The sequence below is a fragment of the Serratia sp. PF-27 genome (assembly GCF_030053255.1).
Taxonomy (GTDB): Bacteria; Pseudomonadota; Gammaproteobacteria; order Enterobacterales; family Enterobacteriaceae; genus Serratia; species Serratia bockelmannii.
This window is the reverse complement of sequence record NZ_JASGBT010000021.1, coordinates 161,306-176,712: the sequence shown is the minus strand read 5'-3', so window position 1 is coordinate 176,712 and position 15,407 is coordinate 161,306. Positions and strand designations below refer to the sequence as shown.

General features: G+C 60.7%; 14 protein-coding genes. 4 read left to right on the top strand and 10 right to left on the bottom strand.

The annotated features are described in order from the left end of the window. Positions 1-77: 77 nt before the first annotated feature. Complete coding sequence (tesB, locus tag QMZ29_RS15890) at positions 78-941, top strand: acyl-CoA thioesterase II (RefSeq protein WP_016928847.1); 864 nt, start codon at positions 78-80, stop codon at positions 939-941. 90 nt (positions 942-1,031) lie between these two features. Here the strand turns inward: tesB and amtB are convergent, their stop codons facing one another. The 5 genes from amtB to QMZ29_RS15865 all read right to left on the bottom strand — a co-directional run bounded on the left by amtB (position 1,032) and on the right by QMZ29_RS15865 (position 7,073). Further along, positions 1,032-2,318, bottom strand: coding sequence for an ammonium transporter AmtB (amtB, locus tag QMZ29_RS15885; protein WP_049295142.1), 1,287 nt, complete (start codon positions 2,316-2,318; stop codon positions 1,032-1,034). A gap of 36 nt (positions 2,319-2,354) precedes the next feature. Next, positions 2,355-2,693, bottom strand: a complete 339-nt coding sequence (gene glnK, locus QMZ29_RS15880; RefSeq protein WP_004940327.1) for a P-II family nitrogen regulator — start codon at positions 2,691-2,693, stop codon at positions 2,355-2,357. Positions 2,694-2,972: 279 nt separating this feature from the next. After that, on the bottom strand, positions 2,973-4,751 hold the full coding sequence (gene smdB, locus QMZ29_RS15875) for a multidrug efflux ABC transporter permease/ATP-binding subunit SmdB (RefSeq protein ID WP_060432558.1): 1,779 nt from the start codon (positions 4,749-4,751) through the stop codon (positions 2,973-2,975). After that, a complete protein-coding gene (gene smdA, locus QMZ29_RS15870) occupies positions 4,744-6,519 on the bottom strand; it encodes a multidrug efflux ABC transporter permease/ATP-binding subunit SmdA (protein WP_060432557.1) in 1,776 nt (591 codons plus the stop codon). Before smdA ends, smdB begins: the two co-directional genes overlap by 8 nt. A gap of 92 nt (positions 6,520-6,611) precedes the next feature. Then, entirely contained in the window at positions 6,612-7,073 is a 462-nt protein-coding gene (locus tag QMZ29_RS15865; RefSeq protein WP_004940330.1) for an Lrp/AsnC family transcriptional regulator, read from the bottom strand. A gap of 122 nt (positions 7,074-7,195) precedes the next feature. Here QMZ29_RS15865 and QMZ29_RS15860 point away from each other — a divergent pair, with 122 nt between their 5' ends. Next, positions 7,196-8,236 carry a PLP-dependent cysteine synthase family protein gene (locus QMZ29_RS15860; protein ID WP_025301773.1) on the top strand — a complete coding sequence of 347 codons (1,041 nt, stop codon included), beginning with the start codon at positions 7,196-7,198 and terminating at the stop codon, positions 8,234-8,236. Between the two features lie 60 nt (positions 8,237-8,296). Here QMZ29_RS15860 and cof read toward each other — a convergent pair whose 3' ends face one another. After that, positions 8,297-9,121, bottom strand: coding sequence for an HMP-PP phosphatase (cof, locus tag QMZ29_RS15855; RefSeq protein ID WP_049295141.1), 825 nt, complete (start codon positions 9,119-9,121; stop codon positions 8,297-8,299). Positions 9,122-9,224: 103 nt separating this feature from the next. Here cof and QMZ29_RS15850 point away from each other — a divergent pair, with 103 nt between their 5' ends. Continuing rightward, positions 9,225-10,934: an SgrR family transcriptional regulator gene (locus QMZ29_RS15850; RefSeq protein WP_261425494.1), complete on the top strand. Its 1,710-nt coding sequence runs from the start codon at positions 9,225-9,227 to the stop codon at positions 10,932-10,934. Positions 10,935-11,049: 115 nt separating this feature from the next. After that, positions 11,050-11,748, top strand: a complete 699-nt coding sequence (queC, locus tag QMZ29_RS15845) for a 7-cyano-7-deazaguanine synthase QueC (RefSeq protein WP_025301770.1) — start codon at positions 11,050-11,052, stop codon at positions 11,746-11,748. A gap of 35 nt (positions 11,749-11,783) precedes the next feature. Here queC and QMZ29_RS15840 read toward each other — a convergent pair whose 3' ends face one another. The 4 genes from QMZ29_RS15840 to hupB all read right to left on the bottom strand — a co-directional run bounded on the left by QMZ29_RS15840 (position 11,784) and on the right by hupB (position 15,205). Beyond that, positions 11,784-12,197 carry an acyl-CoA thioesterase gene (locus tag QMZ29_RS15840; protein ID WP_025301769.1) on the bottom strand — a complete coding sequence of 138 codons (414 nt, stop codon included), beginning with the start codon at positions 12,195-12,197 and terminating at the stop codon, positions 11,784-11,786. A 154-nt stretch (positions 12,198-12,351) separates the two neighbouring features. Beyond that, positions 12,352-12,732, bottom strand: a complete 381-nt coding sequence (locus QMZ29_RS15835; protein WP_043135650.1) for a ComEA family DNA-binding protein — start codon at positions 12,730-12,732, stop codon at positions 12,352-12,354. A gap of 138 nt (positions 12,733-12,870) precedes the next feature. After that, on the bottom strand, positions 12,871-14,754 hold the full coding sequence (ppiD, locus tag QMZ29_RS15830; RefSeq protein WP_025301767.1) for a peptidylprolyl isomerase: 1,884 nt from the start codon (positions 14,752-14,754) through the stop codon (positions 12,871-12,873). A 178-nt stretch (positions 14,755-14,932) separates the two neighbouring features. After that, positions 14,933-15,205, bottom strand: coding sequence for a nucleoid-associated protein HU-beta (hupB, locus tag QMZ29_RS15825; RefSeq protein WP_004940351.1), 273 nt, complete (start codon positions 15,203-15,205; stop codon positions 14,933-14,935). Positions 15,206-15,407: the final 202 nt, after the last annotated feature.

Below are 15,407 nucleotides of genomic sequence, written 5' to 3'. Positions count from 1 at the left end.
TGTAATGCAAAATGTTGACGCCACGCCGTGATATTCCGCACACTGCGCAAAATGATTATTAGAAAGGTAACAATTTTATGAGCCAGGCATTGCAAAACCTCCTTGATCTGCTGGATCTGGAGAAAATCGAAGAAGGGCTGTTTCGCGGCCAAAGCGAAGATCTGGGGCTGCGCCAGGTGTTCGGTGGACAGGTTGTCGGCCAGGCGCTCTACGCCGCCAAGCAGACGGTGCCGGACGAGCGCAGCGTGCACTCGTTCCACAGCTACTTTCTGCGCCCGGGCGACAGCAGCAAACCCATCGTTTACGACGTAGAAACCCTGCGCGACGGCAACAGCTTCAGCGCCCGTCGCGTCAGCGCTATTCAGCACGGCAAACCTATTTTCTATATGACCGCCTCTTTCCAAAGCCCGGAAACCGGTTTCGAGCACCAGAACCTGATGCCGGACGTGCCGCCTCCAGAAGGGCTGCTGTCCGAGTCAGAGATCGCCCAGAAGCTGGCGCATATGCTGCCGGAAAAAGTGCGCGAAAAATTTATCGGCCAGAAGCCGATCGAAATGCGCCCGGTGAAATTCCACAATCCGTTGAAAGGCAGCGTGGAAGAGCCGCATCGCTACGTGTGGTTCCGTGCCAACGGCAGCATGCCGGACGATCAGCGCATCCACCAATATCTGCTGGGCTACGCGTCGGACTTTAACTTCCTGCCGACGGCGCTGCAGCCACACGGCGTCGGCTTCCTCGAGCCGGGCATGCAGGTGGCCACCATTGACCACTCAATGTGGTTCCACCGTCCGTTCCGTATGGATGACTGGTTGCTGTACGCGGTGGAGAGCTCCTCCGCCTCCGGCGCACGGGGCTTTGTGCGCGGCCAGATCTACACTCGCGACGGCGTACTGGTCGCCACCACCGTGCAGGAAGGGGTGATTCGCCAGCGCGACGCCTAATCCGCAATATAAAGTAAGGGGCGATGTTTCCATCGCCCCTTTTTGCTTCATCATTATTTTAGTCTTTCGCGCACTGCCCTGCTTCGAGTCTTATTGGTTGTAGGCGCTCTCGCCGTGGCTGTTGACATCCAGCCCTTCGCGCTCCTGCTCTTCCGGTACTCTCAGCCCCACCATCGCGCCCGCAATCTTGAAGGCGATAAAGGCGGCGACGCTTGACCACACCAGCGTAATCACGACGCTCAGCAGCTGGATCCACACCTGATGGCCCATCGTCACGCCTTCGGCATAGCCGGTGCCACCGAGGGAAGAAGCGGTGAACACGCCGGTCAGCAGACAGCCGACAATGCCGCACACCCCGTGCACGCCGAACACGTCGCAGGTGTCGTCCACTTTCAGCCATTTCTTCAACGTCACGACGCCCCACAGGCCGGCAACGCCGCCCACCAGGCCGATGATCAACGCCCCACCCACGCCCACGGTGCCCGCTGCCGGCGTCACCGCAACCAGCCCGGCGATCATGCCAGAGCAGGCGCCCAGCAGCGAAGGCTTGCCGCGCAGCACCCACTCTGCGAAGGTCCAGGAGAGAATGGCGCCCGCGGTAGCCACCACCGTGTTGAGGAATGCCAGGGCCGCGATGCCGTTGGCCGCGCTGGCGGAACCGGCGTTGAAACCGAACCAGCCGATATACAGGATGGACGCCCCGGTAAACACCATCGGCAGGTTGTGCGGTTTGAACGCCTCTTTACCGAAGCCGGCGCGTTTGCCGAGCAGATAGGCGCCGATCAGCCCCGCGCTGGCGGCGTTGATGTGTACCACGGTGCCGCCGGCGAAGTCCAGCGCGCCGTCGGTGGCCAGATAGCCACCGCCCCACACCATGTGCGCGATCGGCAGGTAAGACAGGGTGAACCACACGATCGCGAAGATCAGCACCGCCGAGAAGCGAATGCGTTCGGCGAAGCCCCCCACCACCAGCGCCACAGTAATGCAGGCGAAGGAGGCTTGGAAAGCGACGTGGATCATCTGGCTGATGCTGCCAGTGACGCTGTCGATGCCGATGCCTTTCAGCATCGCCGTCTCGAATCCGCCGAACACCGCATTGCCTTCGCTGAACGCCAGGCTGTAGCCATACAGCACCCACAGCACGCAGACCAGCGCGAAGGTGACGGTGACCTGCGTCAGCATCGACAGCACGTTTTTGCCGCGCAGCAGGCCGCCGTAAAACAGCGCGATGCCCGGCAGCGTCATGAACAGCACCAACGCGGTGCAGATCATCATAAAGGCGTTGTCGGCCTTATCGGCGACCGCCGGGGCGGCCAGGGCCAAAGAAGGAACCAGGGTTACCGAACTCAGGCCCAACATGGATAACAGTCTTTTCATTATCAATCCATCCCCATTGCTTAACTGAGTTCGTGGTTACAGTGCCGATTCGTCGGTTTCGCCGGTGCGAATGCGGATCACGCGTTGCAACTCGGCAACGAAAATTTTGCCGTCGCCGATTTTACCGGTGTAGGCGGCTTTGCTAATCACATCAACCACTTCATCCAACTGATCGTCGGCGATAGCGATATCGATTTTGACCTTGGGCAAGAAGTTGACGTTATATTCGGCGCCGCGATACAGCTCGGCATGCCCCTTCTGGCGGCCAAAGCCCTTCACTTCGGTTACGGTCAACCCCTGAATGCCCACGGAGGACAGAGCCTCGCGCACATCCTCCAGCTTGAACGGTTTGATTACCACGGTCACCAGCTTCATATTGCCCCTCCACGAATTAAGCCCAAACTCACCCCTGGTACGCGTCATATGTAGCAAGGGCTGTGCCAAATTTAATTTTGCATGACGATTCAGCGGATTAGCGCACACGCGGGCGCCGCCGCGACGCAGCGCAGCGCCGATACCTTGAATGGGTTAAATAATGCGCACTAATTTGGTGCGCATCGCGTCGAAAAAGTGCAGAAAGGGGGCGTAGCTTGGGCGAGTTGCCTGCTTGTGGTGCGTTGGGAAAAATAAGGGCCGCGAATGCGGCCCGTGGGATCAGGCGAGTTGGCTCTCCTCGCGCACCGCTTCCGCCAACTGCTCGCCCGCCAGCTGCAGTTGATACATCTGGTAGTAGCGCCCCTGCTGCGCCAGCAGCTGTTGATGGTTGCCCTGCTCCACCGCGTGGCCACGATGCAGCACCAGAATGGAATCGGCATCGACGATGGTTGAGAGGCGGTGGGCGATCACCACCAGCGTGGTGTGCTCGCGGATCGCACGCAGCGCCCGCTGGATAGCCTGCTCGGTGCCCGAATCGATGTTGGCGGTCGCCTCGTCGAGAATCAGGATCTGCGGCGCCTGCACCAAGACCCGCGCCATCGCCAGCAGCTGTTTCTGCCCGACCGACAGGTTATTGCCCTGCTCCCCCAGGCGGGTGTGGATACCCTGCGGGAAGCCGCGCACCAGACTCGCCAGCTGCACCGTTTCCAGCGCCCGCCAAACGGCGTCTTCCTCGATGTTACGCCCCAACGTGACGTTGGCCAGTACCGAATCGGCGATCACCACCGGATCCTGCTGCACCATCGCTACGCCCTGACGCAGCGTGCGGTGCGACAGGCTGGATATCGGGCGTCCATCGAGACGCACTTCCCCCTCGCTGACCGGGTAATAGCCCATCAGCAAGTTGGCCAAGGTGCTCTTGCCGCTGCCGGTATGCCCGACCAGCGCCACGAAGCCGCGTGAGGGCACCGCCAGCGAAATATGCTGCAGCACCTTTTTGTCCGCACGGTAAGCGAAGCTCAGATCGGTGATGTCGATGCGGCCACCGGCCAGAGGACGATCGTCGGCACCGTAACTCTGCTGGCTGCGATCCATCAGCTCGAAAATGCGTTCGCCGGCCACCACCGCCTGCTGCAGGATCGACTGCTGTGACGTCAGCTCGATCAGCGGTTCATTCAGACGCCCCAGGTAGTTGATGAAGGCGTAGAGGACGCCGACGCCAATCACGCCCTCGCCGCTGAAGCCGAACAGCATCAACAGGCCGCACAGCACCAGCGCCGAAAACAGGCTGAGCAGCGGCCGCAGCAGAAAACCGTCGAGCCGCAGGGTCTGCATGCGCGCAAGATAATGCGACTGGCTGGCGGCGCTCATGCGCTCGCCGAAGCGCACCTGCTGGCGGAACTGCTGAATCACGCCCATGCCGTTGATCACTTCGTTGAAACCGTCGTTGATGTCCGCCAGATAACTGCGCACCCGGCGCACAATCGGCGTGCTGTAGTATTGATAGATGCCCATCACCACGAACACCGCCGGGAAGATGCAGATAGCCACCAGCGCCATGCGCCAGTCGAGGCTGAACATCGCCACCAGCATGGCGCCGATCAGCGCGGCGCTTTTCAGCACCGTGGAGACCACCATCACGTACAGATCCTTGATCACTTCGGTGTCGTTGGTAACGCGCGAGATCAATTGCCCGACCGGTTGTGTGTCAAAGGCGCTGAGCGGTTGGCGCAGCGCGGCGTCCATCACGTCGGTACGCAACCGCTGCACCACGCCCACCGCCGCCTGGTTGAACAACAGCGCCTGGAAGTAGTGCAGCGCCGCCGCCAGCAGCTCCAGCAGAATGTAGGCCGCCGCCAGCCCGCCGACAATCATCAGCGGCAGTTGCCCTTTGGCGACGTAATTATCGATAAAATAGCTGACCAGGATCGGCCCGGCGACTTCCGCCGCCGCCGCTATCCACAGCATCAGCACCGCCAGCCCCAGCGGTTTGCGGTACGGCGAGCCGTAGGCCAGCAGCCGCTTCAGCGTCGGCCACAGCTTTTGCACTTTATTCATCGGCCAACGCCTCCTCGCCGTTTTCCGGCGCTTCGTCCAGCGCCGCTTCCAGCTGCTGATAACGGTACATATCGCGATACCAGCCCGGCTGCGCCGCCAGCGCCGCCGGATCGCCGCGCTGCGCTACACCGCCGTGCTGCATCACCAGGATCTCGCTGGCTTCGGTCAATGCCGACAGCCGGTGCGCGCTGATGATCACCGTGCGATCTTGCCCCCAGCTGCGCAGGTTGTGCAGGATTTGGTGTTCGGTACGGCCGTCCACCGCCGACAGCGCGTCGTCGAGGATCAAGATCTCTGCATCCAGCAGCAGCGCACGCGCAATGGAGATGCGCTGTTTCTGCCCGCCCGACAACATCACGCCGCGTTCGCCCACCTCGGTGTCATAGCCCTGCGGCAGCCGCAGAATGTCCTCATGGACGCTGGCCAGCCGCGCTGCCTGTTCGATCTGCGCCTGCGTCGCGCCCGGATGGCCCAGCGCGATGTTGTTCGCCACGGTATCGGAGAACAGGAACGGCGTTTGGCTCACCACCGACAGTCGCGAACGCCAGTCGTCGAGTTTGACCTGCGGCAACGGCAGGCCGTGATAGCGGATCTGCCCTTGGTCGACGTCGAACTGACGCTGGATCAGCGACAACAGCGTCGATTTACCGGCCCCGGTCGGCCCGCACAGCCCCAGCATTTGCCCTGGTTTCAGCGTCACCGCCACATCGTGCAGCGCCGGATGTGGGTTTTCCGGGTAGTGGAACGCGCGGATATCCACGTCCAGCACGCCGCGCCCGGCCGGCAGCGCCTGTGGGCCATCCTGCACCGCCGGCGCCTCATCAAGCAGGCTGCGGATGCGGCTGTAGGCCGCGCTGCCGCGTTCGACGATGTTGAACATCCAGGCCAGTGCCAGCATCGGCCAGATCATCAGGCCGAGATACATCACAAAGCTGGTCAGTTGCCCGAGCGTCAGCGAACCGTTCACCACCATCCAACTGCCGCCGCCAATGGCCAGCAGGTTAGACGCACCGATGGCGATATAAATGGTCGGATCGAAGCGCGCATCCACCCGCGCCACGTGCATGTTCTTGGCCCCGGTCTGCGCCGCCACCTCGGCGAAGCGGTTGGATTGGTGATCTTCCAGCCCGAAGGCCTTGATCATGCGGATGCTGGTCATGCTTTCCTGCGCCTGATCGTTCAGGCTGGAAAACGCCGCCTGTGCCGATTTAAAGCGCTGGTGCAGCTGATCGCCGTAATATTTGATGGCGATCGCCATCAACGGCATCGGGATCAACGCCAGCACTGTCAGTTGCCAGCTGATTTGGGTGCTCATCACCACCAACACCACCAACCCCATCACCAGCGAATCCACCAGCGTCAGCACGCCTTCACCGGCGGCGAATACCACGCGATCCACGTCGTTGGTGGCGCGCGCCATCAGATCGCCAGTGCGGTGACGCAGGTAAAACGCGGGGTTTTGCCGGCTGAGCTGACGGTAAAAGTTTTCGCGCAGCTCGACCGCGAGCTGGTAGGACGCGCCGAACAGCAACACCCGCCACACATAGCGCAGCAGGTAAACGACGATCGCGGTACCGATCATCAACCCGAGCCAGGCCATCAGCACGCCGGTGGACATCTGTTTTTCGGTGACGCCGTCCACGATGATGCCGACCAGCTTAGGCGGCAGCAGTTGCAGGATGGCGATGACGATCAGCAGCACCACCGCCCCGAGGTAGCGGCGCCACTCCCGGCGGAAGTACCAGCCGATTTGAGCAAATAATCTCACGCAGTTTGATTCCAGGGTTTTATGGGATTTGTCTCTTTTTCTGCTTCAGCAGAGCAGGATACCACCGTTGAGCCGCCCGTCCGGTGAACTTTTCACTCCGGCACCGGCAGCGCGGTGGTGTATTTGATTTTTTCCATGGCAAAGCTCGAGGTGACGTCGATGAGGCCCGGTACGCCGTTCACCAGACGCTTATAAAAGCCGTCGTAGCTTTTCATGTCCGCCACTTCGACCTGCATCAGGTAGTCGTACTCTCCCGCCATGCGGTAAAACGCCAGCACCTCGGGCATCTGGCTGGTCAGCTGCACAAAAGCCTGATACCACTCGCTGCTGTGCTGCTGGGTTTTGATCAGCACGAACGCCGTCAGCCCCAGGCCGAGCTTTTCATTATCCAGCAAGGCCACCCGACCGCGGATATAGCCCTCGTCTTCCAGACGCTTCAGGCGTTTCCAGCACGGCGTCGAGGTCAAATTGACCGCATCCGCCAGCGCCTGCAGCGACTGGGTGCAATCTTGCTGCAGCATGCACAGCAGCTTACGGTCTGTTTTATCTAACATAGCGGCCACCAGGAGAAAAATTTTCTCTCATTAGGCGATTAAACAGGAAAAATGGCAATCCTTTTTTCCCGCCGACAGGCTATGCTACGCCATAAATCAGCCCCCTATTCTGAGGCCAAATCATGACAAACTCTTGGGTAAAATATGCTATCGGTGAAATAGAAGCGGATTTTCAACGCTCCGCCGATACGCACCTAATTCGCCTGAACCTGCCGGCGTTTCCCGGCATCTGCCTGTACCTGAAAGATGAGAGCACCCACCCGACCGGCAGCCTGAAACACCGCCTGGCGCGCTCGCTGTTCCTTTATGGCCTGTGCAACGGCTGGATCACCGAGAACACCACCATTATCGAGGCCTCCTCCGGCAGCACCGCGGTGTCCGAAGCCTACTTCGCTCGCCTGATCGGCCTGCCGTTCATCGCGGTGATGCCGTCCTGCACCGCGCGCCGCAAGGTGGAACAGATCGCCTTTTACGGCGGCCGCTGTCACTTCGTCGATCACGCCGCCCAGATCTACGCCGCCTCCGAACAGCTGGCGAAAGAGCTGAACGGCCACTATATGGATCAGTTCACCTACGCCGAACGCGCCACCGACTGGCGCGGCAACAACAACATCGCCGACAGCATCTTCCGCCAGATGGCGCGCGAACCCTTCCCGGTGCCGAAACACATCGTAATGAGCGCCGGCACCGGCGGCACCTCCGCCACGCTGGGGCGCTACATCCGCTATCAGGGGCACGACACCCGGTTGACGGTGGTCGATCCGGAAAACTCGGTGTTCTATGACTGCTTCCACCATGGCGATCGCACCCTGATCGGCAGCTGCGGCAGCCGTATCGAAGGCATCGGCCGCCCACGCGCCGAGCCGTCGTTCATCCCATCGGTGGTCGACAACATGCTGCGCGTGCCGGATGCTGCCAGCGTCGCTACTATTCACTGGCTGGAAGGCGTGCTGGGCCGCAAGGTTGGCGCCTCTACCGGCACCAACGTTTGGGGTGCGCTGCAGTTGGCGAAGCAGATGCGGGAAAACGGCGAGCAAGGATCGATCGTCACCCTGCTGTGCGACAGCGGCGAGCGTTACCTGGATACCTATTACAACCCGGAATGGGTCAGCAACAACATCGGCGATCTGCAGCCGTATCTGGCGCAGCTGGCGGATTTGTAACGCCAGGCGTTAGGTAAAAAAAAGCCGGGTAGTCATACCCGGCCGGCTGTAAGGAGAACCTCATTCTTCGGGGGAATAGGTGAGGCAAGGTGAACGCAGCCAATGTTGTAAATAGTGGGCCACCGCCTGTTGCTGGCAATGGCCGATAACCGGTAGCTGCGGCAGCAGGGATTTCAGCTGCGGCAGGGCGTTGCCCATCACCACGCCGTGCCCCACCGCCCCCAGCATCTCTTTGTCGTTCATTGCGTCGCCGAACGCCATGCAGTCGGCCATCTTCAGCCCCAGATGGCGGCTCAGCCGGTCCAGCGCCGTACCCTTGTTGCAACCGAGCGGCAACACCTCCAGGCAGTCGTAGGCGGAAAAGCACAGATCGGCCTCACCACCCAGCTGTGCCCGCAGCTGCACCTGCAAGGCCAGCAATTCCTCATGCGGCGCGACAAAACACACCTTGCTGTTGCCGAACGCCGGCAGACGGCGCACGTCGGCCAACTGAAAACGAAAGCCGCTCAGGTGATGCGCCCGCAGCATCTCTTCCGGCACGGGGAATTCGGTCAGCCAACCTTCGTCGCGGAACACATGCATGCTGGCGCAGGTGCGCCAATGATGATGCAGCACCTCTTCGGCGACCGCCGCCGGCAGATCGGTGGCATGCAGCTGCTGGCCGCGGTTGTCATACACCCGCGTGCCATTGCCGGTGATCAAGTAGCCCTGCAGCCCCAGCTGCGCCATGATCGGTTGCGCATCGAGGTAGTGCCGTCCGGTGGCGAACGTCACCACCATCTCCCGTTCCACCAGCTGGTTCAGCACCGCCAGCGTTTCCGGGCCAACCCGGTGATCCGGCATCAACAGCGTGCCGTCCATATCGAAAGCTGCCAGGCGATACATAGAGACCTCTGAATGTGAACGCGATTACAATCACTGCAGTATGGGATGGCATTTGCGGAAGTAATAGTGAACAATTTGAGAAAACTGTTCCGGATTTCTACTCATGCGCCTGGTTCACCGTCTCAGCCAATATCAACGCCTGTACCATCAGCTCGGCAGCGCGCCGGTCGCCGTGACCATCGGCGAACTGGCGGCGATGTTCTACTGCAGCGAGCGGCACGCCCGCACGCTGGTGCAACAGCTGCAGGATCAAGGCTGGTTGAGCTGGCATTCGCAGCCCGGCCGTGGCAAACGCGCTCGCCTGCACTGCCTGAAAACCCCGGATGAACTGCGCGCGCAGCTACTGCAACAGCTACTGCAACAGGGCAACCATCAGGGGGCGCTGGAGATGGCGCAACTCGATCCGCAGCACCTGCAGGATCTGCTCAGCCCGCACCTCGGCGGGCAATGGCAGGCCGGCAGCCCGACGCTGCGCATTCCCTATTACCGCACGCTGGAAGCGCTCGACCCGCTCACGCTGACCGGCCGCGCCGAACAACATCTGGTGTCGACCCTGCACGCCGGGCTGACGCGCCTGGTGACCGGTAACCCGGAACCGCAGCCCGATCTGGCGCACCACTGGCAGATTGACGATCGCGGCCTGCGCTGGCGCTTCTTTCTGCGCAGCCAGCTGCGCTGGCACAACGGTGAACCGCTGACCGGCCACCAGCTGCTGCAAACGCTGGAAAAACTGCAGCGCCACCCGCGTAGCCAACCCAGCTTGGCCAACGTCGCGAACATCAGCCTGCCGCATCCGCTGTGCATTCAGTTTGATCTGCAGTTGCCGGACTATTGGCTGGCCCACCGGCTGGCGGAGCTGCCTTGTCTGATGACCCATCCGGAGCTGCCGGCCATCGGCGCCGGCCCGTTCAAACTGACGTTGAATGAACCGCAGCTGGTGCGGCTAGAACAGCACGCCGGTTACCATCTGCAGCATCCGTATCTGGACACCATCGAATACTGGATCACCCCCGATCTGCCCACCGCCGACGCCAGCTGCCAGCATCCGGTGCGCATCACCATCGGTCAGCAAGACGATTTGGCGCAGGCCCGGCCGGTACAGCGCAGTATGAGCCTGGGCTGGTGTTATTTGGCGCTGAACCTGCGCCACGGCGTGCTGAGCGAAGCCCAGGGGCAAAAGCTGCTGATGCTGATCCAGCAGTCAGGCCTGCTGAACCATCTGCCGATCCCCAACAGCGTGATCACCCCCAGCCATGAAATGCTGCCCGGCTGGCGCATTCCCAGCCAACAGATTGAAGAAGATGTCCCCCTGCCTGCCCGGCTGACGCTGCTGTATCGGCCACCGGTCGAGCTGGAAACGGTGACGGTCGCGCTGCAACAGCTGTTGGCGCAGCACGGCTGCGAGCTGGAGGTGCGCTACTACGCCGGCAAGCGCTGGCAAAGCGAGGAACAGATCGCCCAGGCCGACCTGCTGTTGGCGGACAACCTGATCGGCGAAGCGCCTGAGGCGACGCTGGAGAGCTGGCTGCGGCAGGATACGCTGTGGCGCGGCATCCTGACGGAAAGCCGCTGGCAGCAGCAACAGGAGACGCTGCAGCAGATCCAGCAGCTGCAGGCGCAGCAACCGCGCTTCGAGCGGCTGCAGGCCTATTACCAACGGCTGATGGCCGCCGCCATCATCACGCCGCTGTTCCACTACCAGTATCAGATCAGCGCGCCGCCGCGCATGCATGGCGTGACGCTGACCGCGCACGGCTGGTTCGATTTTTGCCAGGCGTGGCTGCCGCCGCCGGTGGACGACGCACCGACCTGAGCCGAACCGCCCTGCGCCTGGCGGCCCTTTCTGCTACTATTGTCGCCGCAACGCAATATTTATCCTGCCGCCCGAATGTGTATCGGGAATGGCCAAAGTCCAAAAAGGTGATTTTATGAAGCGCGCGGTTGTCGTTTTCAGCGGTGGACAAGACTCCACGACCTGCTTGATCCAGGCATTGCAACAGTATGACGAAGTTCACTGCGTCACGTTCGATTATGGCCAGCGCCATCGCGCCGAGATTGAAGTGGCTCAAGAGCTGTCGGTGGCCCTCGGCGCCAAAGCGCACAAGGTGCTGGACGTAACGCTGCTCAATGAGCTGGCCGTCAGCAGCCTGACGCGCGACAATATTCCGGTTCCCGCCTACGATCCCAACCAGAAAAACGCGCTGCCGAGCACCTTCGTGCCGGGCCGCAATATCCTGTTCCTGACGCTGGCGGCGATCTACGCCTACCAGGTGGAAGCGGAAGCGGTGATCACCGGCGTATGTGAAACCGACTTCTCCGGCTACCCGGATTGCCGCGACGAGTTCGTTAAAGCGCTGAACAAAGCGGTGACGCTGGGCATCGCCCGCGATATCCGCTTCGAAACGCCGCTGATGTGGCTGAATAAGGCCGAGACCTGGGCGCTGGCGGATTATTACCACCAGTTGGATCGCGTGCGGCAGGATACGCTGACCTGTTACAACGGCATCAAGGGTGACGGCTGCGGTGAATGCGCCGCCTGCAACCTGCGCGCCAATGGCCTGATGCAATACCGGGCCAACCAGGCGGAAGTGATGGCGGCGTTGAAACAGAAGGCCGCTCTGGCCTGAGGCAGTGACGGCGGCAACCTCTGCCGCCCGTGAGTTTACTGCGGGTTTTCCTTCAGCGTGAGCGCCTCCAGGTGCTCGCGCAATTCGCCTTCAATCGGCAGCGCCCGCTGCGTTTTCAGATCGACGCACACGAAAGTCAGCAGCGCGTCGGCCACCGGCGTCCCCGCCGGATCCTGCGTCACCTTTTGGCTCAGCACCCCGCTCTTGCCGTTGAGCTGCACCATCTGGCTGTCGATACGCAGCTTATCCCCCAATACTGCCGGGCTGCGGTAATTGATATTGATGTTCACCACGATGAAAGCGATGTTGTTTTCCGTCATCCAGCGGAACCCGGCCTCGTTTTCCAGCCACTCCCAGCGCGCCTCTTCCAGAAACTCCAGATAGCGGGCGTTGTTAACGTGCTGGTAAACATCAAGGTGATAACCGCGAACTTTGATAAAGGTTTGCATAGGGAACGATCGCTCCTGCCTGGTGATTACAGAAAGAGGGAGCCGCAGAGGCTCCCTCGCCCGTTTGGTCAACGCGCCAAACTGGTAAGACCTGTAAAATGTAGCAGAGGAGTCACGGCCTCAGCGGCATTTTGCCACGCAGCCGCGACCGGGATCACATTTTCAGCCGGGTGCGATTCTTCTCGAACAGCGCCGGCCCGATGCCCGGCACCTCCTGCAACTGCTCAACCTGGGTGAACGGCCCGTTCTGTTCGCGGTAGCGCACGATGCCTTCCGCCTTCTTCAGACCGACGCCGCTCAGGGCGGCAGCCAGCTGTTCGGCGGTGGCCTGATTGATGCTGACCGCCGCCTCTTCGGTTGCCTTGGTCATCACCGATTGCCCGCCATTGCCCGCCGGTGTTGAGAGCATCGGCGCCGGCGCATCGGCTTTATCTACCGCGGCGGCTGGCCCCGCGAGGCATAACAACAGCGCGGTCAGCGCCGCTTTGACGTGATGACGGTAACCTGATAACGCTTTTTTCTCTGTATGTTGCATGCTGTATCCTCCTTGTGTGTGACAGCACGGCTACCTTGCCGCGGCGGCGGATATTCAGCAATCGGCGGATATCAGATGTGGAAAAGGCCGCGAAAGCGGCCTTTGTTTGTTGCACTGCGTTGCAGAAAAATGCGGCGATTACTGCGGCTGTTGCTCAGCGGCGCCCATTTTGATTTTGGCTTCTTTACGCAGGCTCGCCAGCAGCGAATCGAAGGAAACGCCGGTCGCGCCCTCTTCCATCTTGCCGACGAAGGTTTTCATTTCGTCTTCCGGCAGCGTGCCTGGCTTCACCGCATCGAGTGCGATCAGCACCACGTTGTCCTGGCGATCCTGCGACATGCCGTACACCGGTTTGCCGTCCTGCGGGTGCGGCAGCGCGAACACGCTCTCCACCAGCTGGCTGTCTTCCGGCGCGCGCGCCATCTTCTGCACGGCGCCAAAGCTCAGGCCGGCGGCTTTCATCGCCTCGTCGCCCTTGCCCTGCTTCAGCTCAACCAGCAGCTTCTCGCCCTGCAGCTTCGCTGCCTGCAGCGCCTTGTTGCGCTTCACCAGATCTGCCACGCGGTCTTTGACCTGGTCGAACGGCTCGATGCCTTCCGGCTTGTGGCCACTCACGCGCACCACGAAGGCGCGGTCGCCGTCTACGGTGATAACGTCAGAGTTGCTGCCCGGCGCGCCGTTCTCGCCGATCAGCGAGCCGTCGAAGATCGCCTGCACGACCGGCTTGAAGTTCAGCGCGGCGGGAATGTTGTCGCGGGTGAACCAGTCGCTTTGCGCCGCTTTCACGCCGGCCGCTTCTTCAGCCGAGGCCAGAGATTCGTTGTCGCTGGTCGCCGCTTCGCTCACCTTCTGCTGCAGCGCGTAATACGCGTCTACCGCTTTCTCCTGCTGCACCTGCTTGGCGATAGCGTCATGCACTTCGCTCAACGGTTTCAGTTTCTCAGGTTCGATGTCGTTCAAACGCACGATCAGGAAGCCGACAGAGGATTTCACCACGCCGGACAGCTGCCCTTTCTCGGTCAGGTTAGCCTGTTTCAGCTCGTCGGCGGTGGTTTCCGGCTCCAGCCAACCCAGCTCACCGCCGGTACGGCGTGAGATGATGTCGGTGGATTTCTCTTTCGCCAGGGTGGCGAAATCGGCACCCTTCTTCAGCTCGTCCAGCGCCGCGTTGGCTTCCGCCTCGGATTTCAGCTGGATCACGCTGTAGTTTTTGCGCTCCGGCTGGCCATAGCTGCTCTTGTGCTGGTCATAGTAAGCGCTGATGTCCTCTTCGCTCACTTTCACCTTGTCCTGCATGGACGCGGCGTCCAGCGGGATATAGCTCACCTTCACCTGCTCCGGAGCGATGAAGCTGTTTTTATTCTGATCGTAATACGCCTTCAGTTCGTCGTCGCCGGCGCTCTGTTTCGCCTGCAGCGCTTTCAAATCGATGGTCGCCAGGCGCACGTCGCGCTCCTGCAGCACCAACGCCGCCATGGCTTGCGATTCGGACGGCAGCACAAAGCCGGAATCGCCGAAGGCCTGGATCACCTGCTGATTGACCAATTGCTGACGCATCGACTGCGCGAAATTGTCGGCGGTGTAGCCCATGCGGCCGATCAGGTCGAGGTATTTGGCGTTATCAAACTGGCCGTTGGTCTGGAAGTAAGGCGCCTTGCGGATGGCGTCCTTGATCTGATCGTCGCTGACCGTCAGGCCCAGCTTCTTGGCGTACTGGTCGAGCAGCATGTTGTCGATCAACTGGGACAACACCTGACGGCGCATCTGCTGCATGTAGCCTTCGTTGCCGGCCAGCGCGGAGAACTGGTCACCCAGTTGCTGCTGCATGCGGCTACGCTCGCTTTGGAAAGCCTGTTCCAGCTGAGCACGTTCGATCGTCTGACCATTTACTTTCGCAGCATAATCGCCGGAGCCGCCGATCAGGTAGTTACCCACCCCGGTCAGAACGAATGACAGGATGATCAGGGCCAGGATGATTTTGAGCACGACGTGATTGGCAGCCGCGCGTAAATTGTCCATCATAGTGTGACAACACTCCGCTGTGATGTGGATTAACAACCCTTGTGCAGGCGCGTTCCCTGCGACAAAAATAAAAAAAGCGCATCAGTCCGATGCGCCTTGTATCTTACCTTACCAGCACCGCTGCGTCAGGTGATTGTTTATTACAAAACCCTGTTACGCTAAACGGTTAGACGCTAAATCAGTTTACAGCGTCTTTCAGCGCTTTCCCTGCACGGAAGGCCGGTACTTTGGCTGCCGCGATTTTGATCTCTTTACCGGTCTGCGGGTTGCGGCCGGTACGAGCCGAACGTTCACGCACGGTGAAGGAACCGAAACCTACCAGAGCCACGTCATCCCCTGCTTTCAGAGAGTCGGTAACGGAAGCGATTACTGCGTCTAAAGCACGTCCCGCTGCCGCTTTGGAAATATCAGCACCTGCGGCAATCTTGTCGATCAGTTGTGACTTATTCACTCTATCATCCCCTCTAGAATTCTATCGTCGCACCGAAAAATCCCTACGGTTGCGACAGCGCAGCTGTTATATCAATCCCATCGAACCTTGGCAAGCCACCGACTGGGTGGCAAAACGCGGGCCGACAGAGATCTAACTTAGCGGTACAAAAAAATACTGGCAAGTCCGAAATGGCTTGCCAGTATAAGTTTTATCAATGGTT

Bases quoted from the DNA above. Each gene is read 5' to 3' on its own strand.
- tesB (WP_016928847.1), top strand. From the start codon at position 78: ATGAGCCAGGCATTGCAAAACCTCCTTGATCTGCTGGATCTGGAGAAA.
- QMZ29_RS15840 (WP_025301769.1), bottom strand. From the start codon at position 12,197: ATGCAAACCTTTATCAAAGTTCGCGGTTATCACCTTGATGTTTACCAG.
- cof (WP_049295141.1), bottom strand. From the start codon at position 9,121: ATGTATCGCCTGGCAGCTTTCGATATGGACGGCACGCTGTTGATGCCG.
- QMZ29_RS15850 (WP_261425494.1), top strand. From the start codon at position 9,225: ATGCGCCTGGTTCACCGTCTCAGCCAATATCAACGCCTGTACCATCAG.
- glnK (WP_004940327.1), bottom strand. From the start codon at position 2,693: ATGAAGCTGGTGACCGTGGTAATCAAACCGTTCAAGCTGGAGGATGTG.
- smdB (WP_060432558.1), bottom strand. From the start codon at position 4,751: ATGAATAAAGTGCAAAAGCTGTGGCCGACGCTGAAGCGGCTGCTGGCC.
- QMZ29_RS15865 (WP_004940330.1), bottom strand. From the start codon at position 7,073: ATGTTAGATAAAACAGACCGTAAGCTGCTGTGCATGCTGCAGCAAGAT.
- QMZ29_RS15860 (WP_025301773.1), top strand. From the start codon at position 7,196: ATGACAAACTCTTGGGTAAAATATGCTATCGGTGAAATAGAAGCGGAT.
- ppiD (WP_025301767.1), bottom strand. From the start codon at position 14,754: ATGATGGACAATTTACGCGCGGCTGCCAATCACGTCGTGCTCAAAATC.
- amtB (WP_049295142.1), bottom strand. From the start codon at position 2,318: ATGAAAAGACTGTTATCCATGTTGGGCCTGAGTTCGGTAACCCTGGTT.
- QMZ29_RS15835 (WP_043135650.1), bottom strand. From the start codon at position 12,732: ATGCAACATACAGAGAAAAAAGCGTTATCAGGTTACCGTCATCACGTC.
- queC (WP_025301770.1), top strand. From the start codon at position 11,050: ATGAAGCGCGCGGTTGTCGTTTTCAGCGGTGGACAAGACTCCACGACC.